Source organism: Cohnella sp. CFH 77786 (assembly GCF_019400745.1).
GTDB lineage: Bacteria > Bacillota > Bacilli > Paenibacillales > Paenibacillaceae > Cohnella.
Genome location: NZ_WJIB01000001.1, coordinates 126,288 through 148,420 on the forward strand (window position 1 = coordinate 126,288; position 22,133 = coordinate 148,420).

Here is a 22,133-nt window from a genome sequence, read left to right on the forward strand (position 1 = left end):
TTCCTCCCGAAGGTCTCTTATTGGATTTTTTGGACGCGATCCCATTGGCTGACGATGTCGGTAACGCGGACGCCGAAGTTTTCGTCGATGACCACGACCTCGCCTTTGGCAATCAATTTGTTGTTCACCAGGATGTCGACCGGTTCCCCGGCCAACTTGTCCAACTCGATGATCGAGCCTTGGGACAACTCCAAAATTTCCTTGATCTGCTTCTGCGTCCGTCCGAGCTCGACCGTGACCTTGAGCGGGATGTCGAGCAACAAATTCAAGTTGGTCTCGTCCGCCTGCGACAGTCCGCTTCCCTGGAAGCTGGCGAACTGGACGGGGTTGACGTTGACGCTGCGGCCGCCTGCCCCGAGCGTCTGCGGATAAGAAGGCTGCGCTCCGTATCCTGGAGGCATGGATGCCATCGGCGGCATCTGGTAAGCGGCCTCCTGCGGCGGCATATGGTAAGCCGGCGGCATCTGCTGCGGAGGCATTTGCTGCGGCATCTGCTGCGGCGCGGAAGCCGCAGGAGATGCCGCAGCCGCGGGAGCCGGGTAAGACGGCGCCGCTTGGGGAGCCGGCTGCGGAGCGGGGGCCGGCTGGGCGTCGCCCATCAGGGAACGGACGAGTTCCTTCGCGAACGGCACCGTCAGCAGCTGCATGATCGTCGAATCGATCAAATCCCCGATTTTCAGCCGGAAGGAGATTTTGATGAACATGTCTTCCGTAGGGATGTTGGAAACGCCGGAATTGTTCGCAACGTCGAGAATGTCGATACCCGGAGGGGAGATGTTGACCATCCGATTGAAAATCGTCGACATGGATGTCGCCGACGACCCCATCATTTGGTTCATCGCTTCCTGCACCGCGCTGATATGGATTTCGTTCAATTCCTCCGCGGTGACGTTGCCTTCTCCGCCCAGCATCAAGTCTGCGATCACCTGCGCGTCGTGCGTTTTGATCACGAGGGAGTTGATCCCTTCGAACCCGTCCACGTAACGAACGTGCACGGCGACGTGCGGCTTCGGAAACTCCTCGTTGAACCGATCCCTGGAGATCGCGGACACCTGAGGCGTGGTGATGTCCACTTTGCGGCCGAGCAGCGTCGACAAGGCCGTCGCCGCGCTGCCGAACGTGATGTTGCCGATTTCGCCGAGCGCGTCCTGTTCGATCGGCGTCAGCAGGTCATCCAAAGAAAGTTCGCCGTCGAACCCGAACGAAGAAGCCGCCTCCGGCTCCTCGCCGGACGATTGCCTCAGAAGCGCGTCGATCTCCTCCTGGGATAAGTAATCTTTACTCGTCATGGATTTCTTCCACCCCTTCGCTGACGATTTCGTTAATTTGGATCGCCATCTTGTCTTTGACCGTACCGGGGCTGGCGATGAACTTGACCTTATCCCCTACTTTCACTTCCAACCCCTCGCCGGTCGGCTTGTTCAAGGCGATGACGTCTCCGACCGCAAGATTCAGGAATTCGTGAACCGATATGTGCGAGGAACCCAGTTCGGCGACGACGGGAAGCTTCGCCTTGCTCACCCGTTTCTCGAGCATGATCTGCTCCTCCGGCGCCCTCATTTTCTTCTGGGAGGCAAACCATTGGTGGGCGGACAGCCTCGGCATGACCGGCTCGATGACCACGTGCGGAATACAGAGGTTGATCATACCCGTCGTATCCCCGATTTTCGTACTGAGCGAAATCAGCGCGATCGTTTCGTTCGGGGACACGATCTGCATGAACTGGGGATTCGTCTCCAGCGCTTCCAGCCTCGGCTGCATGTCGATCACCGTCTTCCATGCCTCCTGCAGGCTGTCGAACGCCCGGCTGAAAATCCGCTCCATGATGATCGTTTCGATTTCGGTCAGGCTGCCGATTTTGGTCGGCGCGGCGCCCGCGCCTCCTAGCACGCGGTCCAGCATCGCGAACGCGACGTTCGGATGCACCTCCAGCACCATGCGACCTTCGAGCGGCTCCGCTTCGAAAATGTTGAGTATCGTCATTTTCGGGATGGACCGGATGAATTCGTCGTAGGGGAGCTGCTCCACCTGAACGACGCTGATCTGCACGAACGTCCGGAGCTGGGCGGAAAAATAGGTCGTCAGGTAACGCGCGAAGTTCTCATGGATCCGGGTCAAGCTGCGGATATGGTCCTTCGAGAAACGCACCGCGCGTTTGAAATCGTAGGACCGCACCTTCTTCTGCGTATCCTCTTTTTTGAGCTCCTCCGCGTCCATTTCGCCGGACGACAGCGCGGCCAAGAGCGCGTCGATCTCGTTCTGCGACAAAACGTCAACCAAATCTCTCACCCCTTTCCAAACCCCGTAATCGGACGTCCGTCCGGCCCGTCATACTTGCTGCATGATGAAATCTTTCAATTCGACCTTCGTGACCTTGCCTTCGGTAAGCACTTCGTTGATCGAGTTGATCAATCCCGCGTAGAGCTGATCCTTGCCTTTCGTGCCCTGCAGGTCCTCCGGCTTCATGACCCACAGAGCGCGGTTGATGATCGGCCTGACCACGATATCCTTGATTTTGTCGAATTCCTCCTTGCTCTTCTCGCTGTCGAGCTGGAAGATGAACCCCGTGATGACCACGTAGGAGGTGTCCGCGATATTCGTTTTGATATCGGTTAACTCGGATGTGACCTTGAGGAGCTCATCCGCGGAGAGCGTATTCGCCTCCACATTCTTTACGCTCTCCGCCGCCTGCGCCGCAGGATCTTTGGAGTGGGAACCGCTGAAATACTGGTTCCACACGTAGATGCCCGCCGAAATGATCAGCGTGATCGCCAGCAGAAGCGAAACGAGCCAAGGTAACATTTTCTTCATGACGAAGCTCCCTCCGATTGCGTATCCGCCGGGCCGGTTATCGCGGCCATGATGCCGATACTGCGCAGATAGTGCCGGATGGACCGGATCACATCCGATGAATGTTCGGTAACCATGTATTTCTTGCCCGTCGTGAGCGTAATGATCGTGTCCGGCGTCTGTTCCACCGTTTCGATCAACAAAGCGTTGACATGAAACTGACTGCCGTTGAGCCTCGTAACGGCGATCATGGAGATCCCCCCGTTCCGCGAGGGAGAGGGCCGAGCCCTCTCCCGGCGGCCGCGTCAATTATCGTTTCAGATTGACGACTTCCTGCAAAATATCGTCCGAGGTCGTGATGATCCGCGAATTCGCCTGGAACCCGCGCTGCGCGACGATCATCTCGGTGAATTCGTTCGTAAGGTCGACGTTGGACATTTCAAGCTGGCCGGAGATGATGGCGCCCGTGCCGAGCTCGATGTTGTTCGCGGTCGTCGGCGCGAACGCGCCGTCCGCGTTCGCGTTCGCCGTCACGCGGTACAGGTTCCCTCCGACTTTCTCCAGACCGCCCGGGTTCGTCACCTTGGCGACTCCGATGAAAGTTCCGGTTCCCGTCGCGTTGCCGTCGGCGCCGATCGCCATGATTTGGCCGTCCTGGGCGATCGAGAACGCCGTTACGTCCTCGCCCAATGTGATCGGAGCGCTGCCGTCGGAGCTGGCGACGAGCATCCCGTCGGCGTTAACCAATTGGCGGTTGGCGTCCAAGGTGAAGTTGCCGGCACGGGTCAAATAGCTGATTTCGCTGTCGGACGTCGGTTTGACGATGAAGAACCCGTCCCCGTCGATCCGCAAATCCGTCGGTACGTTGGTCGTCATGGCGCTGCCCGGCGTATGGATCGTGTCGATCGCGGACACCGCGACGCCGAGGCCGACCTGTCTGGCGTTGACGCCGCCGCTCGTTCCTTCGACGGGCGCCGTGACGCCCGACATCGACTGGCTCAGGATGTCCTTGAACATCACGCGCCCCGCTTTGAATCCGACGGTATTGACGTTGGCGATATTGTTTCCGATCACGTCGAGCTTCGTCTGGAAGCCTCTCATGCCGGATACGCCGGAGTACATGGAACGCAACATGGAATGAAACCTACCTCCCGCTGATTTTGGAGTACGGCCGCTTCAGTCGATCCGCGGCCAGGGCCCCCCTTGCCGGGTCCAGCCCTTCTTGCTTCGCATTCCGTTCGCTAACTGACGACGACCGCGCTGTCGATCTGCGTGAAGACGTGCTCTTTCATCGAAGAGCCGTCCATCGCCGTCACGACGGTCCGGTTCGGCACGTTGACGATCATCGCGATGTCCCGGAACAGGACGAGCGAATCCCTCGCGCCTTTGGCAGCGGCCTGATCCACGGCGCCCGCGATCCGTTCCAGCTGGTCGGAATTCAGCACGATTCCTCTCTGCTCGAGCCTTTGCTCGGCGTGATGGCTGAATTTCAGCTGCTGGCGCTGAAGAAGTTCCCGGAAGGATACCCCTTCAGGCGACGTTCCCGGAGTTCGGGCCAGGGCGCGTGTTCCTTGAAGCGGCGCCGCCCGTCCTGCCGTGAGCGGCAGGGTCATGATCCGGTGGTCACTCATTCGGGGTCCCTCCTCCGCCGGAGGTTACCGAACCCGTGGAGGGCGTGTCCGAAATGGACAGCACTTCGTCGATTTTCACTTCCGCGGATCCGACCTTGACATACTGGACGCCGTCTCGCCGGATGATCGATTCCACGACGCCCGAACGGCTTACCGTTTCCCCCGAGCTCGTCGTTTCCTGCCACCCGACCGTTTTGCCGATCAATCCGGCCGCCATACCGGCCGACTGGCGAAGCGCGGTCAATTGGGTCGCCATGTTCATCGTCTGCTCCAAAGCGGAGAACTGCGCCATCTGGGCGATGAAATCCTTGTCTTGCATCGGCTGCATCGGATCCTGATTCTTGAGCTGGGTGACGAGAATCTGCAGAAACTGGTCCTTGCCCAAGTCCTTCGCCGGCTTTCGTGCCGCCGACTGCACGTTCTGGGCCGAATAGTTCGGCCAAATGTTCGTCGTTCCGGCGCTATCCGCCACCGGTCTCACCTCCTTGCCGCGTTAAGCCGTAACGTTAAGCGAGCTGCCGTACCCGATCTCCCGAAGGAACGCCGTCCTGTCAAGCTCCGCTTCGAATGCCGCGGCGTCCTCGTAAACGGCGCTGCTGCCCCTGCCTTTCGGGTGGCCTCCTTGGCGGCCGTTCCCGGATTGCTCGTGCCGTCCCTGGAAGAAAGCGGCGGAGTCGGCGGAAACGGACGAAGATTGCTGCACGACTTCCATTTTGTCGACCTGCAGGCCTTGCCCTTGAAGTGCGGCGCGCAGTTGGGACAATTGGGTTTCGAGCATGTCGCGCGCGGCCCCGTTCTCCGTGACGAATTGGGCGGTCATGAGCCCGTTCTGGATCGTGATCTTGATATCTACCTGGCCCAAGTGCTCCGGATGGAGGGAAATCTTGGCCTCCGACGTTCCGTGCCCCTGCGTCAGGATGAACTGCTTCACCAGGAACTTGCCCATGTGATCGGCGAACTGCTGAACCGGCACTTGGGCGGGCGCTCCCGCACTTGCGGACGGAGACACCGGCATAGCGGCGTTCGCGTCTCTCTGCAGCGTCCAGGCCAGCGCGGTCCCGTTCTGTCCGGAAGTTTCGGCCGATTCGGCCGCCGGCACCGCTTGGTTTTCAGGCGCCGTGCCCGCTTCCGTTCCTTGCGCTTGATGGAAATGCCAGACCGGACTGCGCAGCGGAAGGACGGTTTTGCTAACGGCTTCGGCTTGGACGCCGGCCGTTTGCTCGCCCTTGGCAGCCGCGTTCGCGGATGGGCCTGCATTCGCTGACGGGTTAGCCGCCTGGGGCGCCGTCGTCGCCGTTTGCGGGGACTCGGATGCCTGTCCGGCCTTGCCTTTCGAAGACGTCCATGGCTGCAGCGCTTCGAAGGCCTGCTTGAGCGTTTGCTCCAGCTGCTCGGCTTGTCCGTTAAGCGTCCCTCCTTGGGCTAGCCGGTGCTGCAATTGCACGAGAGACTCACGCAATGCCGCGATCAAATCCTGCTGCGCGCCCCGAACCGGTTTTTGCGAATCGAAGCCCATACCGTCCGCATCCGTCACAACGGAAGCGCCGTCGTTCTGCGCCGGAACATTCGCACCCGATCCGTTTAGCAGATTTTGGACCATCAGGAGCAAGGCCGCCAGCAGTTCTTGCAGCTCTGCCGGCAATTCGGCGTCCGGAGCCAGCCCGTTCAATTGATCCGTCAGTCCGCTGAGCAGTTCGGCCAACGGATTGGAGGAAGTCTCCCCCGTCTGGCCCCCAAGAAGACCGAGCAATCCCGTCAGACCTGCCGGAAGGCCGCTGCCCGTTGCCGAAGCGCCGGTGCCGCCGGTGCCTTCGACAGCTTGCACAAGCGCGGTGGCGAAGCCGCCCGCGGATCCGGTTTTTCCCGTTGCCGAGCCTGCGGCTTGGCCGGTTGCGGAGGTTGCCGCGTTCACCGTTGCCGCGATTCCGTTTGCGTTCATGTTGTTTCACCTCCTTTCACGTGGCGTTGCCGCAATCGTCAAGGATTCGCAGGCATCAGCTTGCTGACGAGAGCAGCCGTTTTTTTGCTGTCTTGATTCGACATGGCCGCGAGAACCTGCGAACGTGCGCTGTCGTCCATGGCGCCGAGAATCAGAAGCGCTTTGGACTGGCTCGAGCCCGACATCTGAAGCAGCAGGGTAGCGGCGTCCGCCGCTTTCATCGAGGAGAACGTCTTCTTCAGCTCCGAAGCGTCGAGCGTAGACGCGCCGGAACCCGCGGCCGTCTCCAACTCCTTGATCCGGGCCTGCAGGGCCGCGATTTGCTGATCCTGCACCGAGACGGAGTCTTTCAGCCTGATCGTCACGTCGGCCGCTTTCTGGGCACTCATTTTCTCCAGCACTCGGGTCCGTTCGGTATCGCTCATCGCTCCGAGAATGAGCGCCGTTTCTTCCAGGGTCATGCTTTCGAGAATAGGGGCGGCTTTGCCGGGCGTCATTTTGGCGTAAACGCCTGCGAGCGACTTGATCCGCGCCGTATACTCTTCCGCGGTTAACGTTTGCTGCTGCTTGCCTTTGTTCAATTGCTCGATTTGCGCCTTGAGCGTATCGATTTCCTTCTTCTGATCGGCGGTCTGCTGCGTCGCTTTCTTCAGCGACGCTTCCCGGTCCGCCAATAGCGCCTTCAGCTCGTCCACTTTCTTCTTCGCGTTGCTCACCGTAAGGTCTTCGTCGCTGGCCTCCGGCGGCGCAGACGACGCAGGATCGGGAAGTACGGCTTTGAGCACGGGAATCCGGTTGCCGATCTCCAGTGCCTTGTTCCTCCATTCCGTGTTGAACAAAAGCAGCAGCATGCCCAGCAGAACGGCGGTAAACAGAATCGGCGTCAGAAAAAAGAGAAACCTTTCGAAGCCGCTGTAATTGCTTTTTTCGGTATTGGCGTCGGCCACGACTATTCCTCCTCTCCCCGCGGAAACGTGAACGCGGCTTTCACCCGCGCGCGGACGCCGCGCGTACGGTCGCGATTTCGTCCAGCTCGTTCTGCTGTTTGATCAGCCACTCGTGCCGATGGATCCTTAGCGCCTTGTCGCGGGCGTTCTGCCATACTTTCTCGTCTATCGATTTCTCGGCCAGCTTGCTCCTCCTGAGGCGGACCAGCGCTTCCGCCGCTTCCACGCCTTCTGTCTGGCGGCGGACCTTGCCGTCCAGCACGTCCAGGTAGTGTTGAAGGGAAGTCAGCTCCGCGAGCGTAACCCCGGAGGCCGCCGAGCTCTCGATCCGTTCGCGGGCGGCGGCGCGTTCGGCGTCCAGCTCCCGAAGCCGTTCCTCTTCCTCTTTCAACCTGCCCAGCGAAGCGGCATATTCCCACTCCGCCATCGACTTCTCGCTGCCTTTCAGGTCGACGATTTTCTGCAACGGGTATCGAAACCGCATGGGCGTTTAACCTCATCTCTTGTAAAAATCGATGATCAACCGCTCGGCCGCTTCTTCGAGAGAAACTTTTTCGTCCGTTCTCTGCCGGGTATAGGCGTGAATCAAATCGATAAACTGGATGGACTTGTCGATTTCCGAGTTGGACCCTCTCTGGTACGCCCCGATATGGATCAAGTCTTCCGAATCCCGATAGACGGACAGCAGTCTTTTCAACTGCTCCGCCGCGCTTCGATGGTTATCCCTCACGATGTTGTTCATCACGCGGCTGACGCTGGCGAGCACGTCGATCGCGGGAAAATGCCCCTTGTTGGCCAAATTCCGATGGAGCACGATATGGCCGTCCAAAATGCCCCGAACCGCGTCCGCGATCGGCTCGTTCATGTCGTCTCCGTCCACGAGCACCGTATAGAAGGCGGTAATCGAGCCCGTCGGACCGGTGCCGGCCCGCTCCAGAAGCTTGGGCAGCGCAGCGAACACGGAAGGGGTGTATCCTCTTGTCGCCGGAGGTTCGCCGATCGCGAGCCCGACCTCCCGCAGAGCCATCGCGTAACGGGTGACGGAATCCATCATCAGCATCACGTTCAAGCCTCTGTCGCGGAAATACTCGGCGATCGTGGTGGCGATCAAGGCGCCTTTGATCCGGATGAGGGCCGGCTGGTCCGAAGTCGCGACAACCACGACCGAACGGGCCAAGCCTTCCGGACCGAGATCTTTCTCGACGAATTCCAGCACCTCGCGTCCGCGTTCCCCGATCAGCGCGATCACGTTGACATCCGCCGACGTGTTCCGGGCCACCATGCCGAGGAGCGTGCTCTTGCCGACACCGGATCCGGCGAAGATGCCGACCCGCTGTCCCTGCCCTACCGTCAGCAAGCCGTCGATGGCTCGAACCCCGGTCCCGAGCGGTTCCGTCACCCTCGGACGTTCGAGCGGATTGCCCGGCTTTCGATGGGTTGAATAATGCGGCATCCGGACGGGAAGCTTGGAGCCGTCGAGCGGCTGCCCCAATCCGTCGAGCACCTTGCCCAGCAATTCCGATCCGACCTGGACCGTAAGCGGGCGGCCCGTCGCGACGACATCGCACCCTGGACCTATGGCATGCAGTTCGCCCAACGGCATCAGCAGCAGCCGGTTGTCGCGAAAACCGACGACCTCGGCCAGGATCGGCGAACCGCCCTTCAGCGGATGGATCGCGCATACTTCGCCGACGCTGGCGTCCGGCCCTTCGGATTCGACGGTCAAGCCGATGACCTGCGTCACTTTGCCGTTGACCCGGACGGGATCCAGATGGGCCAGCACTTCCTCGTAGCGGGAAACGTCAAGAAGCGGCATCGGCATTCCCCTCTTCCGCGGCGTGGGCCGCGACTCTCAGCAGCTCGGCCCGGACCGTGCTGAGCTGCGTGTCGATTCTGGCATCGATGCTTCCGAAAGAGGAGCGGACGATGCAGCCCCCATCCCCGACCGAAGCATCCGGCACGATCTGCAGCTCCGCCTGAGCGTCCAAGACGAGGGACAGCTCGTCCTTCGCCGCCGACACGAACTCGAATTGCGCAGGCGCAACGCAGAGCGTGATGACGCCTTGTTCCTTGCGGCGGGCCAGCGCCCCTGCGAATAGCCGGATCGCCCGTTCGGGCTCCTCCGCAAGTTTGGCCGATAAGAGCTTCTCCGCAATGGAGCAGCTCAATTCGACGACGAATGCTTCGGCCTCCGCGATGATTCTTTCTTTGGATATGTATGCTTGTTCGACGAGGGAGCGGGCTTCCCGCATACGGGACTCCCATTCCGCGCGGAGTTCGCTTTCCGCTCGCTCCGCGCCGGCGGCGTAGCCTTCGGCGTACCCGCTTTGGCGGGCTTCCTCCGTGACTCCCGCGTCTTCCGCCCTTCGCGATTGCCACCACGACTCGGCCTCCATCCGCGCGGCCGCTCGGATGTCCTCCGCTTCCTCCCGGGCCTGCCGGACGATCTCCTGAGCCGTCCGTTCGGCATCCTCGAGGATGCGTTCTTTCATGGATAGGGTTTCGACATCCGCCTCCCCTTTTCCTTCGGCTTCTCCGTCGGAACCTGAAGGTTTTTGGGGATTCGGGACGAATCGGCGGATCAGTTCCAGCTGCTTGAGATCGTCCAGCGAGACGACGCGTCCGGATTTGATCAGATTAGACAATGATATCGTCTCCTCCGCCGCGGGCGATGATGATCTCGCCCGACTCTTCCAATCTGCGAATCGTGCCTACGATGCGCGTTTGCGCTTCTTCGACGTCCCGAAGCCGAACGGGGCCCATGTATTCCATCTCTTCCTTGAACGTATCGGCCATGCGTTTGGACATGTTCCGGAAAATCGCTTCCCGGACCTCGTCGCTCGCCACCTTGAGCGCGAGCTGCAAGTCGGCGTTCTCGATGTCCCGGATGATGCGCTGGATCGACCGGTTGTCGAGATTGACGATATCCTCGAATACGAACATCCGTTTTTTGATTTCTTCGGCCAGTTCGGGGTCCTGGATCTCCAGAGAGTCCAGAATCGTCCTTTCGGTGCCGCGGTCGACGCCGTTCAAAATCTGCACGATCGCTTCGATACCGCCCGCGTTCGTATAATCCTGCGTGACGGTCGCCGACAGCTTCTGTTCGAGCACCCGCTCGACCTGGGCGATCACCTCCGGAGAGGTGCTGTCCATGAGCGCGATCCGGCGGGCGACGTCGGCCTGCTTGTCCTGGGGCAGCGAGGAGAGCACCGCCGACGACTGATCCGGCTGCAGATACGAGAGGACGAGGGCGATCGTCTGGGGGTTCTCGTTCTGGATGAAGTTCAGGATTTGCTGCGGCTCCGCCTTGCGGGCGAAGTCGAACGGCCTGACCTGCAGAGTCGCGGTCAACCGGTTCAGAATATCCGACGCCCTGCCCGCGCCGAGCGCTTTCTCCAGAATTTCCTTGGCGTACGTGATACCGCCTTGGGAGATGTATTCCTGCGCCAAGCAAATCTGGTGAAACTCGGCCAGAATGCTTTCCTTTTCCATGCTGTCCACTTTGCGGACGTTGGCGATCTCCAGCGTCAGCTGCTCGATTTCCTCGTCCCGCAGCTGCTTGAATACGTTCGCGGAAACTTCCGGGCCTAGCGTGATGAGAAGGATGGCCGCTTTCTGCCTGCCGGAAAGTTGAATTGCTGATTTCGCCATATATGCTGCCACCTCTATTCGTCCACCAGCCAAGTCCGGAGCAGATTGACGAACTCCTCCGGTTTGCGCTTCGCCAGATTTTCAAGCTGCTTGCGGATCTGGCTTTCGCTCGAAACGTTGTCGATGTCGATCGTCGGCAGCTCCACGCGCGGCACTTCCGCTGCCGCAAGGGCGGCCGCCTCCTGCGCCGATTTCCGCCGCCGGTAGACGTAGTACCCGCCTCCGCCGAGCAGCGCGGCGGCGAGCACGCCGAGTCCCGCCAGCCAATAGGCCGAGACCGTCATGCCGGACGTCTGCGCCGCACTTGCGTTAAACGGCTCGGACAGGACCGACACGCGCTTCGTCATTTCCTGATCGCTCAGATCCAAGCCCGACTCCGCGAGCAAGGTGCGGACGCTGGCGACGAGCACCTGCTGGATCGCCGTCGTGCGCTCCGGCGTCATCAGCGCGGAGTCGATCCCGACGCTGATCGACACGTCCTTCACTTTGTAGGGCGCGGATTTGATCAAATCTTTGACGCGGCTGAAGTCGTAATTAATGATATCCTGCGTTTTTTCCGATGAAGAAGTCGAGGACGAAGCGCCCCCCGGGAAATTCGCGATGTCGGTCTCGCCCGTTCCGGCCACTCCGCTTGCGGCTCCGTCCGTGCCGGTAGAGGTTTCGGAAGTGTGCTGCTCGCTTTGAACGATCCCTTTGTTATCGTTGTTGGGAAGCGGCACCACCGTATTCGATTCCGTCGACTTCTGGTCGAAGTTCAGCGTCGAAACGACGTTGACGACCATGTTTTCCATGCCGACCATCGGGGCCAGGAATTGCTGGATTTTCTTTTTGACCTCGTTCTCGAAGTCGCGGGTGCTCGCGAGCTGCTGCTCGATGCCGCCATTCGTAACGCCCTCGCCGCCTAACGCGGCGGAAGGCTCCAAATCCCCCGTCGTGCTCGCGATCGTGATGCCGTCGATGGCCAGATTGGGCACGGCCGTCTTCACGAGGTTGAAGTAGCTGTCGATATCCTCCTGCTTCGGACGGAATCCCGGCTTGAACGACAGCACGACCGAAGCGGTCGCCTTTTCCCGCTCGTCGCCGGCGAACAACGTCTCTTGAGGAAGGTTGATCAGCACCTTCGCCCTCTGAACGCCTTGCTTGTTTTGAAGCAGCTGCTGCACTTCCCCGTTCAGCGCGTTGCGGTATTTGACCTGAAACTCTTCTTCCGTCGTCCCGATGGACGAACTGGATTGGCTCAGTTCCTTGAAGCCCAAGGAGCCGTTCTGGACGAGCCCTTGCGAACCGATCTCCACCCGGGCACGGGATGCGGCGGCGCTGGGCACCGAAATGCTCGTCCCGTCCGGACTCAGCTTGTAGGAAATTCCCTGGCCATCTAAATATTGCATGATGGAGGCGGCGTCTGTGCTGTCCAGATTTTGAAACGCGACCTCGTATTGGGTCCGGGTCAGCCACGAAGTCAACAATATGACGGCAAGCAATAAAAAAACGGCCGTCGAGGCGAGCACCCATTTCTGCGTCTTGCTGTATTGGTTCCAGAAGCCCGTCAGCCTCTCGCGAACCTGTGCCCACTTCTCGTTCACGTTGTCACCTCACCTGCGGATCACGCAGCCGTAACGCCGGTTGAAACGGCGACGGCTGCGGTTGTTGCTGCGTATGAGCTCGGATTACATTTGCATCCGCATGATCTCCTGATAAGCTTCGATCACTTTGTTGCGCACCTGAGAAGTCAGAGAGAGGCTGAGCTCGGCCTTGGAGGATGCGATCATCACGTCGTTCACGTCCGCTTGCCCGATGATGAACTGGTCCGTAACCGTATGTACGTTGTTTTCCTGGGCGGCTACGCTGTCCAGCGCGGTCTTCAGAAAAGAAGCGAAGCTTTCGGTCGCCTCGGCCGGCGTCGCTTTGGCTGCGGCAGGGGTTGTCTGCTGCAGCATCGACAGGCTTGCCGGAGCGAGCATTGCATTCTGAATCATTAAAGCCCCCACCTTTCGGATTCGAATTCGGATTCTGCGGCGGTCATCCTTGTGTTCGGATTATCTGCCGATCTCGAGCGATTTCATGAACATGGCTTTGCTTGCGTTAAGCGCCGTGACGTTCGCTTCGTAGGAACGCGACGCCGAAATCATATCGACCATTTCCTTGACGACGTCGACGTTCGGCATATTCACCATGCCGTTCTCGTCCGCATCCGGGTGCGCGGGGTTGTAAACCTGCTTGAAAGGCGTCGCATCGTCCCGGATGGCGGCTACCTGCACCCCTTGTTCCGCGTCCGCGTTCAACTTCTCGTCCAGCAGGTTCCGGAATTTGGGCTGTACGGCGGCAAGCACGACCTCCTTGCGCCGGTAGGGGACGAATCTGCCGTTCACGAATTGGGCCCGGGTCGTCTCGGCGTTCGCGATGTTGGCCGAAATGACGTCCATTCTCAGCCTTTGGGCGGTCAGAGCCGAAGCGCTGATGTCGAAACCTCCAAGTTTCATCCGTTATCCCCTCCCTTCGATCCCGATGCGCATCATTTTCACGTTGTGGTTCATTTGTTGGATAAACAGGTTGTATCGGAGCTGGTTCTCTGCGACAAGCGACATCTCCTTGTCGATATCCACGTTGTTGCGGCTGTTGTTGAATACCGTGGATTCCTCGGTTACGACCGAAGGAACGGGGCCTGAGGCGGAAACCCCGTTCGATATATGGCGCGGGTCCGAGGTCTTGAGAGCCAGCGTCTTCATGCCGCCGCTTCCCATGGCCTGCGACAGCATCTCCTCGAAAGCGACGTCGGATCGTTTGAAATTCGGGGTGTCGACGTTGGCGATGTTGTTGGCGAGAACTTGCTGCCGCATGGATGCGGCGTGGATCGCCCCTTCCAATCGCTGAAACGAGGCACCGCTCAAAAGGTCCATCGATGATTGCCATCCTTCCGTACGGATTATGAGAATCCGATGAGAAAATGTTCATGGGGATTCTCTATTAGATTCAACGGCATTCGTCAAAATTCCTGCCGAATTCGACATCCGAATTGCGATTTATTAAAAAAAGAAGAAGGATGACCTACCCCCAAAAATATCATGTCTGAGACCTCTGTCTAAAACAATAAGAAAAAAGCCCTAATCTTCAGAGAGATCGGGGCTTTTCCGTGACAGGGGATCAGAACGGCTTTAGTTTTTCTGTCTTTCGATTTCTTGCAGAAGCTGGGAATTAAGGATCCGGATGTAAGTTCCTTTCATGCCGAGCGAACGCGTTTCGATGACGCCCGCGCTTTCCAGCTTGCGGAGCGCATTCACGATGACGGACCGCGTAATGCCGGCTCTGTCGGCGATTTTCGAGGCAACCAGAAGCCCTTCCTTCCCTTCCAGTTCTTCGAAAATCTGCTCGACCGCTTCGAATTCGCTGAACGAAAGCGAATGTACGGCGACGGATACGATCGCTTTGTTTCGGGCTTCGACTTCCCGTTCTTCTGCGCGGTCGCGCAAAATCTCCATTCCGATTTGCGTGGATCCGCATTCGGCAAGGATCAAGTCGTCTTCCCCCAGCGCGACGGATTGTCGAGCTAGGACCAAAGTCCCTAGACGATCCCCGCCTCCGATAATTGGTACAATGGTCACGATTCTGTCCTTGAACGCCGCCTCGACTTTTCCGAGGGTTTCCTCCTTCGGCACCCCCACCGCGGTTTCCCCGATTCTCAGAAAAGCCTCGTTGCTTTCCGGGGGAAAGCGCAGCTCGGAAGGGTCTTCCTGCCGGAGCCACATTTCGGGAAATTCGGGGGTCAGCGCGCTTCCCAGCACTTTTCCCCGGCGGCTGACGACGAGAACGTCCGCCTGGATCGTTTCCCGGAGTACTTCCGCCATTTCCCCGAAATTGAGCGGCTTTCCGGCAGCCTTTTGAAGCAGTTTATTCAAGGTTCGGATCTTTTCCAACAACGTCATGATCGTTACGTTCCTCCTAATACGACAAGCGAAGCACCTTTTACAGAATATATTGACTTAAATCGCGGTTGCTTGCAATGGTAGCCAGCTTCTCCCGGACATATTCCGGGGTGATGCTCATTTGTTCCAGCTGCAGCTCGGGCGCCTCGAAGGACAAATCCTCCAGAAGCTTCTCCAGCAGCGTGTGAAGACGGCGGGCGCCGATATTCTCCGTGTTGCGGTTCACTTCCTGGGCCATGCGGGCGATTTCGGCGATGGCGGGCTCCGTGAATTCGATCCGGATGCCCTCGGTTTCGAGAAGGGCCGTATATTGCTTGGTCAGCGCGTTCTGGGGTTCCGTCAGGATCCGGACGAAGTCCTCGTCGGTCAGGCTGCTCAGCTCCACGCGGATCGGAAACCGTCCCTGCAGCTCAGGGATGAGGTCGGACGGTTTGGCGATATGGAACGCCCCGGCGGCCACGAACAGAATGAAGTCGGTCTTCACGGGACCGTATTTGGTCATGACCGTCGAACCTTCGACGATCGGGAGGATGTCCCTCTGCACGCCTTCGCGGGAGACGTCGGGGCCTTGCCCGCGGCCGGCGCTCGCGATTTTGTCGATCTCGTCGATGAAGATGATGCCGGACTGCTCCGCTCTCCGTACCGATTCCGAAATGACATCGTCCATGTCGATCAGCTTGTTCGCTTCTTCCTGGATGAGAACCTTGCGGGCTTCCTTCACCGGCAGCCGGCGTTTCTTGCGCCGTTTCGGCAGGAATTGGCCGAGCATCTCCTGCATGTTGCCCAGCTGCTCCTGTCCGGGGCCCGCGAGCAAGTCCAGCATCGGAGGGGCCGCGTCCTCCACCTCGATTTCCACGATGTCGTTCTCGAGGCTGCCGGCCTCCAGCTTCTCCTTGGCTTCCCGGCGTTTGGCCTGCAGGGTGGGATCGGGCGCTTCGGCTTCTTCCGCCGCTCCGTTGTTCCCTCCGCCGAACAGCATTTCAAGCGGGTTGCGCTGGGGCCTGGATTTGGCCGGAGACGGGACCAGCAGCTCCGCCAGCCGTTCGGTGGCGGCCCGCTCCGCTTTGTCGCGGACTTTCTCCGTACGCTCTTCCTTGACCATGCGGATGGCCGTCTCGACCAGGTCCCGGACCATCGATTCGACGTCGCGTCCGACATATCCGACTTCGGTGAACTTAGTCGCTTCGACTTTAATGAACGGCGCGTGCACCAATTTGGCGAGGCGTCTCGCGATCTCCGTTTTGCCGACGCCGGTCGGGCCGATCATGAGGATGTTTTTGGGGACGATCTCGTCCCTCAGCCCCTCTTCCAGGCGGCTGCGGCGGTAACGGTTGCGGAGCGCGACCGCGACGGAGCGCTTCGCCTGCTTCTGTCCCACGATGTATTTGTCAAGCTCCGCCACGATTTGGCGAGGCGTCAAATTTTCGCTCATGGTCCTCTACCTCCCTGTTCTCAGCCCAAAAAGTGAAGTTAAGCTTCAAAGCGAATCCCGGTTCAATCTCCGTCGAGTCGATGCACATGCGGCTAAGCGACGATAGATCCATGCATTACTCCGACGGTTCGGCCCTTCGGCGGCTGAATGATGCAAGATCTAAGGTTAACTCGGCTTTCCTTCGAAAAATCAAACCCACGACTGCATTTCCGTCAATCGAGTTTTCCCGTTATATTTCCTCGACGACCAGGTTGTCGTTCGTGAACACGCAAATCTCGGCCGCCACCTGCAACGATGAACGCGCGATTTCCTTCGCCTCCATCTGGGGCGCGTGCCGTTTCAACGCGCGGGCCGCCGCGAGCGCGAAGCTGCCTCCCGAACCGATGGCCAGAATTCCGTCGTCCGGCTCGATCACCTCGCCGTTGCCCGACAACAGCAGCATGCCGGTGGCGTCGACGACGATCATCATCGCCTCCAGTCGACGAAGCACCCGGTCGGAGCGCCAGTCCTTGGCCAGCTCTACCGCCGCGCGCTGGAGATTCCCATGGTGCTCCTCCAGCTTACCTTCGAACTTCTCGAAGAGGGTGATCGCATCCGCCACGGAGCCTGCGAAACCGGCCAGCACTTGTCCGCGGTAGAGTCTTCGCACCTTTTTGGCCGTATGCTTCATGACCATGCTGTTGCCGAACGTCACTTGGCCGTCTCCCGCGATCGCGCCTTTGCCGTTGTGCCGGACCGCGCAAATCGTAGTGGCGTGAAATTGACCGCTCATCGTTTTCTCCTCCTCTAATAGGGAGTTTGACGTGCAATAGGAAGTTTGAAGAAGACAGACCTTCACCGCTCAAACTCTCACCGCTCGAGGGCCGGATTGCCCATATGCCAAGCCGGCGCAAGGCTATCGGCCCGCCGTCCATGGTATGCCTTCGCTTTTCCGTGAACGCGCCGAAGCAGCGGGGGTCCCTGGACCCGCAGCCGCTGCTTCATACGGTCGGAACGTTTGCAACTGGGTGCAGATCCCGGGCGAACGCGTCGATATTCGCAAGCGCCCGCTCCGCGATCGAATCGTTCTTCTCTTTCTTGCTGCGGACACGCCGTCCGAGCGGCGGAAACAAGCCGAAATTGGCGTTCATCGGCTGGAAGTGCCGGAAATCCGCCGTCGTGATGTAATGCGCCATGCTCCCGAGCGTCGTTTCCGGGGGCAGCGTCAGCGGCTCCAGCCCCCTGGCCAGCCGTCCGGCGTTAATCCCCGCGATGAGTCCCGACGCGGCCGATTCGACATATCCTTCGACTCCCGTCATCTGACCCGCGAAGAACAGGTTCGGACTGCGTTTGAATTGGTAGGTGGGCAGCAGAAGCCGCGGGGAATTGATGAACGTATTGCGGTGCATGACGCCGTAACGGACGAATTCCGCTTCTGCGAGGCCGGGGATCAAGCCGAACACGCGCTTCTGCTCCCCCCACTTCAGATGCGTCTGGAAACCCACCAGATTGTACAGCGTGCCCGCCGCGTTATCCTGGCGCAGCTGCACGACGGCGTGGGGCTGTTTCCCGGTGCGGGGGTCGGTCAGCCCGACCGGCTTCATCGGCCCGAACAGCACCGTCTGCTTGCCGCGTTTGGCCATGACTTCGATCGGCATGCAGCCTTCGAAGTACATCTCCTTCTCGAACTCTTTGATCTCGGCCGTTTCCGCCGTGATCAACGCTTCGTAGAAAGCTTCGAACTCCTCTTCGTTCATCGGGCAATTCAGATAGGCGGCTTCTCCTTTGTCATATCGGGACGCAAGGAAAACCCGCTCCATGTCGATGGAGTCCTTCTCGACGATCGGCGCAGCCGCGTCGTAGAAGTAAAAATACTCCTCCCCGAGCAGCTCCTGGATTTCACGGGAAAGATCCGGGGATGTGAGCGGTCCGGTCGCGAGGACCGTGATGCCGTCCTGGGGAATGGCCGATATCTCTTCGTTCACCACCGTGACAAGCGGGTGCTCCCGCAGCCGGGCCGTCACTTCGCCCGAGAAACCGTCGCGGTCCACCGCGAGCGCGCCCCCCGCCGGTACGGCGTTCCGGTCCGCCGCGGACAGGATCAGCGAACGGAGACGGCGCATCTCTTCCTTCAAAACGCCCACGGCGTTCGTCAACCCGTTTGCCCGTAGGCTGTTGCTGCACACCAGCTCGGCGAACCGGTCCGTGTGATGGGCGGGGGTACGGCGAACGGGGCGCATTTCGTAAAGCGTGACGGGCACGCCTTGCGAGGCGATCTGCCATGCGGCCTCGCTTCCGGCCAGTCCGGCTCCGACGACCGTCACGCGCTGATGTTCGTTCACGGATTCTTCCTCCTTGGTGCTATTCCGCCGCTTCGTCCGCTTCCGGGGCGGGTTCGTCGTGGGCGCATGCGGTACAATGCCAAGTCACGTTGCCGCGGCTCCGTTTCTCCACCATCATGCCGCCGCAGTCGGGGCAAGGCTTCGCCACCGGTTTGTCCCAGGACACGTAATCGCACTCGGGATACCGGTCGCATCCGTAGAACAGACGCCCCTTCTTGCTGCGCCGCTCGACGATTTGGCCTTTGCCGCATTTCTGGCATCCGACGCCCGTATCCTTGACGATCGGCTTCGTGTTCCGGCATTCCGGAAACCCGGAGCAGGCGAGGAATTTGCCGAAGCGGCCCATTTTGTACACCATCGGATTGCCGCATTTGTCGCACAATTCGCCGGACGGCTCGTCGCGGATTTCGACTTCCTTCATTTCGTCTTCCGCCACGGTCAGCCTTTTCTCGAACGATTTGTAGAAATCGCCGATGACCTGAACCCAGTTCTCTTCGCCTTCCTCGACATGGTCGAGATCGTCTTCCATGCGGGCGGTGAATTCGGCGTCGAGAATTTCCGGGAAAAACTCCTCCATCAGCTGAATGACCAGCTCCCCGAGCTCGGTCGGCACGAATTTCTTGTCCTCGATCGCGACGTAATTGCGTTTCTGGATCGTTTCCAGCGTCGGGGCGTACGTGCTGGGGCGACCGATGCCCAGCTCCTCCAGAGTCCGCACGAGACGGGCTTCCGTGTAGCGGGGAGGCGGTTGGGTAAAATGCTGCTTCGGATCGATTTGCGCAGCCGTTATGGTCTCGCCGGTTTGGAGCGGCGGGAGCAGCCGCTCTTCCTCCGTCGATCCGTCGTCGTTCCCTTCCACGTAAATCTTCATGAATCCGGGAAACTTCAGCTTCGAACCGACGGCACGGAATTGGACCGGCCCGTTGATCAAATCCACGGTCATCGTGTCCAGCACGGCGGAAGCCATCTGGCTGGCTACGAAACGTTCCCAAACCAGTTTATACAGCCGATGCTGATCGCGAGACAAATAGGGCTTCACGGCATCCGGATCCCTCAGCACGGACGTAGGCCGGATCGCTTCGTGGGCGTCCTGGGCGTTCGAATTTTTCTTCGTGTAGACGCGCGGCGTATCCGGAACGTAAGGCGCCCCGTACCGCGCCGAAATGAATTCCTTGGCCTCTTCTTGAGCGACGGGCGAGATGCGGGTGGAATCCGTGCGCATGTAAGTGATGAGACCGACCGTGCCTTCTTTGCCGAGATCGACGCCCTCATACAGCTGTTGGGCGACCTGCATCGTTTTGGCGGCGCGGAAATTGAGCTTGCGCGCCGCTTCCTGCTGGAGCGAGCTGGTGATAAACGGAGGGGCCGGATGGCGCTGCCGCTCCTTCTCTTTCACTTCGCCGACGGTGAAAGGCGCGTTCCCGATCAGGGAGAGCACTTCCTTCACGTCGGCTTCGCTCCCCAGGTCCTTCTTGTCTCCGTTCAGAGAATGGAACTTCGCTTCGAACGCGGCGCCCTCTTTCATCAAATGCGCGGTGATGCTCCAGTATTCTTCGGGCACGAACGCCTTGATCTCGTTCTCCCGGTCGATGATCAATTTCACCGCTACCGATTGTACGCGCCCGGCGCTGAGACCTTTCTTGACTTTCTTCCACAGCAGCGGGCTGATCTTGTACCCGACCAGGCGGTCCAGCACGCGGCGCGCTTGCTGCGCGTTGACCAAATCCATGTCGATCGGCCGGGGAGACTTGAAGGCGTCTTTCACCGCTTGCTTCGTGATTTCGTTGAAGACGACGCGGCAAGCATCCTTCTCGTCGAGCTCCAGGTAATGCGCCAAATGCCAGGCGATCGCTTCGCCCTCCCTGTCGGGGTCGGCCGCGAGATACACTTTTTTCACCTTTTTGCTGGCGTCCTTCAATTCCTTGAGTACGTTGCCTTTGCCCCGTATCGTGATGTATTTCGGTTGAAACTCGTTTTCGATTTCTACGCCGATCTGGCTTTTGGGCAAATCGCGAATGTGGCCCATGGATGCCTTGACGATAAACTTGCTGCCCAAATATTTGCCGATCGTCTTGGCTTTGGCCGGGGATTCCACGATGACGAGCGAATCCGCCACATTCATTCCTCCTCTCCTGCGGTGGGCGGCGGCCCCCCGGCCGAGACGAGCGGCCTGAGGGGGTTATGCACGGTGCCGGGATTCTGTAGAACCCTTCATGATTAATAGTTAGCATATACGTTCTTCGAGGCCAACGCAAACGCCATGGCGAAGCCGGTTTGCGCATCGCTTCTTCGCACACATCGTACAGCATCCTGTACGGCCCGGTCAAATCCCGCGCGTATCGCCTCTCCCGGATACCCGCCGGAAGCGAAGCGTTCAGAGCGCCCCGTACACCGACCCGGGAAATCGCTGGATCTTCTTCTTGATCTCCAGGGACAGCAATATCGAATGCAGCATCCCGAGCGCGAAGCCCGTATCCGCGGCCAGCTCGTCGACGGTCCGGGGGTCTTCGAGCAGCAGCCGGTAAACGGCGTCCTCTTCTTCGTTCACGGCATCCGCCGGATCGGCTTGGCGTCCGTTATCATCCTCATCTTCGTCCTCGAGATGTGATCGAAAGCGGCCGACCACGTCCTCCGGCACGAGCGCCGGGTCCGCCGTTCCGTCCTGCAGCATGGCCATGCCTCCGAGACTTCGCGGGGAAGTGACGGGCCCGGGTATGACGAAGACGGGGCGCTCCGCTTCGATGGCATCTTTGGCCGTAATCAAGGCGCCGCTGTCCTTCGGGGCTTCCGCCACGAGCACGGCGAGCGAGAGCCCGGCAATGATCCGGTTGCGCGCCGGAAACATGCCGGTATGGTAGGGGGTACCCGGGGGCGCTTCGGAGAGGAGAAGGCCTTTGCGGGCGATCTCCTGATACAGCTGCCGGTTCTCCGGAGGATAAATCCGGTCCACCGGCAATCCCAGCACCGCGACGGTTCCGCCGGCCCGGTTCAAAGCCCCCTTATGCGCGCAAGTATCGATCCCCTTTGCCAGGCCGCTGATCACCGCGAAGCCCCGATCGGCGAACGCGGCCGAGAAAAGTTCGGTTACGTGTTTCCCGTAGGCGGTGGCGATCCGGGTCCCCACCACCGCGATCGCCGGCCGGGCGATCAGCTCTAGCCGTCCTATATAGTAGAGAACGGGAGGCGGATCCCCCGTCCGCCGGAGCAGCAGCGGATAGTCGCGATCCGCCCACGTGATCACCCCGATGCCGGCCCGACCTAGAAGGTATTGCCTCTCTTCCATTCTCGACGGCTCCAGATTGGCCGCAAGAGCTGCCGCCTGCTTCGGCAGAAGCCCGCATTCCCGCAGATCCCCTTCCCTCATCCCGGCTCGAATCGGGTGCCGTTTGCGGGCTGCCCACAGATCGCGGATCGTTTTCCAGCCGATGCCTTCCGTCTCGTGAAGGGCAACCAATGTTTCACGTGAAATACCACTAGATTCCATTATAACCACTCCTTTGTA

Annotated in this window: 23 protein-coding genes; all 23 read right to left on the reverse strand. The window is 59.8% G+C overall.

Annotated features, from left to right (window positions below):
* Positions 1-17 precede the first annotated feature (17 nt).
* The 23 genes from fliY to dprA all read right to left on the reverse strand — a co-directional run bounded on the left by fliY (position 18) and on the right by dprA (position 22,115).
* Positions 18-1,289: a flagellar motor switch phosphatase FliY gene (gene fliY, locus GE107_RS00605; protein WP_219637464.1), complete on the reverse strand. Its 1,272-nt coding sequence runs from the start codon at positions 1,287-1,289 to the stop codon at positions 18-20.
* Positions 1,279-2,280 carry a flagellar motor switch protein FliM gene (gene fliM / locus GE107_RS00610; RefSeq protein WP_219637465.1) on the reverse strand — a complete coding sequence of 334 codons (1,002 nt, stop codon included), beginning with the start codon at positions 2,278-2,280 and terminating at the stop codon, positions 1,279-1,281. The genes fliY and fliM overlap by 11 nt, the downstream gene beginning before the upstream one ends.
* Before the next feature lie 48 nt (positions 2,281-2,328).
* Entirely contained in the window at positions 2,329-2,811 is a 483-nt protein-coding gene (locus GE107_RS00615; protein WP_219637466.1) for a flagellar basal body-associated FliL family protein, read from the reverse strand.
* The gene (locus tag GE107_RS00620; protein ID WP_219637467.1) at positions 2,808-3,041 is read right to left on the reverse strand and encodes a flagellar FlbD family protein; all 234 of its coding nucleotides are present in this window, start codon (positions 3,039-3,041) and stop codon (positions 2,808-2,810) included. The genes GE107_RS00615 and GE107_RS00620 overlap by 4 nt, the downstream gene beginning before the upstream one ends.
* 58 nt (positions 3,042-3,099) lie before the next feature.
* On the reverse strand, positions 3,100-3,924 hold the full coding sequence (locus tag GE107_RS00625; protein ID WP_219637468.1) for a flagellar hook-basal body complex protein: 825 nt from the start codon (positions 3,922-3,924) through the stop codon (positions 3,100-3,102).
* Between the two features lie 107 nt (positions 3,925-4,031).
* Complete coding sequence (locus GE107_RS00630; RefSeq protein WP_219637469.1) at positions 4,032-4,421, reverse strand: TIGR02530 family flagellar biosynthesis protein; 390 nt, start codon at positions 4,419-4,421, stop codon at positions 4,032-4,034.
* On the reverse strand, positions 4,414-4,893 hold the full coding sequence (locus tag GE107_RS00635) for a flagellar hook capping FlgD N-terminal domain-containing protein (protein WP_219637470.1): 480 nt from the start codon (positions 4,891-4,893) through the stop codon (positions 4,414-4,416). The genes GE107_RS00630 and GE107_RS00635 overlap by 8 nt, the downstream gene beginning before the upstream one ends.
* 21 nt (positions 4,894-4,914) lie before the next feature.
* Positions 4,915-6,360: a flagellar hook-length control protein FliK gene (locus GE107_RS00640; RefSeq protein ID WP_219637471.1), complete on the reverse strand. Its 1,446-nt coding sequence runs from the start codon at positions 6,358-6,360 to the stop codon at positions 4,915-4,917.
* Positions 6,361-6,398: 38 nt separating this feature from the next.
* Entirely contained in the window at positions 6,399-7,307 is a 909-nt protein-coding gene (locus tag GE107_RS00645) for a MotE family protein (protein WP_219637472.1), read from the reverse strand.
* Between the two features lie 40 nt (positions 7,308-7,347).
* Positions 7,348-7,791, reverse strand: a complete 444-nt coding sequence (gene fliJ / locus GE107_RS00650) for a flagellar export protein FliJ (RefSeq protein ID WP_219637473.1) — start codon at positions 7,789-7,791, stop codon at positions 7,348-7,350.
* A gap of 12 nt (positions 7,792-7,803) precedes the next feature.
* The gene (fliI, locus tag GE107_RS00655) at positions 7,804-9,123 is read right to left on the reverse strand and encodes a flagellar protein export ATPase FliI (RefSeq protein WP_370636196.1); all 1,320 of its coding nucleotides are present in this window, start codon (positions 9,121-9,123) and stop codon (positions 7,804-7,806) included.
* Positions 9,110-9,952, reverse strand: a complete 843-nt coding sequence (locus GE107_RS00660; protein ID WP_219637477.1) for a FliH/SctL family protein — start codon at positions 9,950-9,952, stop codon at positions 9,110-9,112. The genes fliI and GE107_RS00660 overlap by 14 nt, the downstream gene beginning before the upstream one ends.
* Positions 9,945-10,958 carry a flagellar motor switch protein FliG gene (fliG, locus tag GE107_RS00665; RefSeq protein ID WP_219637479.1) on the reverse strand — a complete coding sequence of 338 codons (1,014 nt, stop codon included), beginning with the start codon at positions 10,956-10,958 and terminating at the stop codon, positions 9,945-9,947. The genes GE107_RS00660 and fliG overlap by 8 nt, the downstream gene beginning before the upstream one ends.
* A gap of 14 nt (positions 10,959-10,972) precedes the next feature.
* Positions 10,973-12,541 carry a flagellar basal-body MS-ring/collar protein FliF gene (gene fliF / locus GE107_RS00670; protein WP_219637481.1) on the reverse strand — a complete coding sequence of 523 codons (1,569 nt, stop codon included), beginning with the start codon at positions 12,539-12,541 and terminating at the stop codon, positions 10,973-10,975.
* An 84-nt stretch (positions 12,542-12,625) separates the two neighbouring features.
* The gene (gene fliE, locus GE107_RS00675; protein ID WP_219637483.1) at positions 12,626-12,934 is read right to left on the reverse strand and encodes a flagellar hook-basal body complex protein FliE; all 309 of its coding nucleotides are present in this window, start codon (positions 12,932-12,934) and stop codon (positions 12,626-12,628) included.
* Between the two features lie 60 nt (positions 12,935-12,994).
* Positions 12,995-13,438 carry a flagellar basal body rod protein FlgC gene (gene flgC / locus GE107_RS00680; protein ID WP_219637485.1) on the reverse strand — a complete coding sequence of 148 codons (444 nt, stop codon included), beginning with the start codon at positions 13,436-13,438 and terminating at the stop codon, positions 12,995-12,997.
* 3 nt (positions 13,439-13,441) lie between these two features.
* Positions 13,442-13,855, reverse strand: a complete 414-nt coding sequence (flgB, locus tag GE107_RS00685; protein ID WP_219637487.1) for a flagellar basal body rod protein FlgB — start codon at positions 13,853-13,855, stop codon at positions 13,442-13,444.
* Between the two features lie 255 nt (positions 13,856-14,110).
* On the reverse strand, positions 14,111-14,878 hold the full coding sequence (codY, locus tag GE107_RS00690; protein WP_219637489.1) for a GTP-sensing pleiotropic transcriptional regulator CodY: 768 nt from the start codon (positions 14,876-14,878) through the stop codon (positions 14,111-14,113).
* A 40-nt stretch (positions 14,879-14,918) separates the two neighbouring features.
* Positions 14,919-16,310, reverse strand: coding sequence for an ATP-dependent protease ATPase subunit HslU (gene hslU / locus GE107_RS00695; RefSeq protein WP_219637491.1), 1,392 nt, complete (start codon positions 16,308-16,310; stop codon positions 14,919-14,921).
* Between the two features lie 229 nt (positions 16,311-16,539).
* The gene (gene hslV, locus GE107_RS00700) at positions 16,540-17,082 is read right to left on the reverse strand and encodes an ATP-dependent protease subunit HslV (RefSeq protein WP_219637493.1); all 543 of its coding nucleotides are present in this window, start codon (positions 17,080-17,082) and stop codon (positions 16,540-16,542) included.
* Positions 17,083-17,290: 208 nt separating this feature from the next.
* Positions 17,291-18,631, reverse strand: a complete 1,341-nt coding sequence (trmFO, locus tag GE107_RS00705; protein WP_219637495.1) for an FADH(2)-oxidizing methylenetetrahydrofolate--tRNA-(uracil(54)-C(5))-methyltransferase TrmFO — start codon at positions 18,629-18,631, stop codon at positions 17,291-17,293.
* Between the two features lie 19 nt (positions 18,632-18,650).
* Positions 18,651-20,747 (reverse strand): type I DNA topoisomerase, encoded by a 2,097-nt coding sequence (topA, locus tag GE107_RS00710; protein ID WP_219637982.1) that lies wholly within the window; start codon positions 20,745-20,747, stop codon positions 18,651-18,653.
* A gap of 258 nt (positions 20,748-21,005) precedes the next feature.
* Positions 21,006-22,115: a DNA-processing protein DprA gene (gene dprA, locus GE107_RS00715; protein ID WP_219637497.1), complete on the reverse strand. Its 1,110-nt coding sequence runs from the start codon at positions 22,113-22,115 to the stop codon at positions 21,006-21,008.
* Between the last annotated feature and the right edge of the window lie 18 nt (positions 22,116-22,133).

Coding starts and splice junctions, on each gene's coding strand:
- fliY (WP_219637464.1), bottom strand. CDS start 1,289: ATGACGAGTAAAGATTACTTATCCCAGGAGGAGATCGACGCGCTTCTG.
- GE107_RS00615 (WP_219637466.1), bottom strand. CDS start 2,811: ATGAAGAAAATGTTACCTTGGCTCGTTTCGCTTCTGCTGGCGATCACG.
- GE107_RS00620 (WP_219637467.1), bottom strand. CDS start 3,041: ATGATCGCCGTTACGAGGCTCAACGGCAGTCAGTTTCATGTCAACGCT.
- GE107_RS00625 (WP_219637468.1), bottom strand. CDS start 3,924: ATGTTGCGTTCCATGTACTCCGGCGTATCCGGCATGAGAGGCTTCCAG.
- GE107_RS00630 (WP_219637469.1), bottom strand. CDS start 4,421: ATGAGTGACCACCGGATCATGACCCTGCCGCTCACGGCAGGACGGGCG.
- GE107_RS00640 (WP_219637471.1), bottom strand. CDS start 6,360: ATGAACGCAAACGGAATCGCGGCAACGGTGAACGCGGCAACCTCCGCA.
- fliJ (WP_219637473.1), bottom strand. CDS start 7,791: ATGCGGTTTCGATACCCGTTGCAGAAAATCGTCGACCTGAAAGGCAGC.
- fliI (WP_370636196.1), bottom strand. CDS start 9,123: ATGCCGCTTCTTGACGTTTCCCGCTACGAGGAAGTGCTGGCCCATCTG.
- fliG (WP_219637479.1), bottom strand. CDS start 10,958: ATGGCGAAATCAGCAATTCAACTTTCCGGCAGGCAGAAAGCGGCCATC.
- fliE (WP_219637483.1), bottom strand. CDS start 12,934: ATGATTCAGAATGCAATGCTCGCTCCGGCAAGCCTGTCGATGCTGCAG.
- flgC (WP_219637485.1), bottom strand. CDS start 13,438: ATGAAACTTGGAGGTTTCGACATCAGCGCTTCGGCTCTGACCGCCCAA.
- flgB (WP_219637487.1), bottom strand. CDS start 13,855: ATGGACCTTTTGAGCGGTGCCTCGTTTCAGCGATTGGAAGGGGCGATC.
- codY (WP_219637489.1), bottom strand. CDS start 14,878: ATGACGTTGTTGGAAAAGATCCGAACCTTGAATAAACTGCTTCAAAAG.
- hslU (WP_219637491.1), bottom strand. CDS start 16,310: ATGAGCGAAAATTTGACGCCTCGCCAAATCGTGGCGGAGCTTGACAAA.
- hslV (WP_219637493.1), bottom strand. CDS start 17,082: ATGAGCGGTCAATTTCACGCCACTACGATTTGCGCGGTCCGGCACAAC.
- dprA (WP_219637497.1), bottom strand. CDS start 22,115: ATGGAATCTAGTGGTATTTCACGTGAAACATTGGTTGCCCTTCACGAG.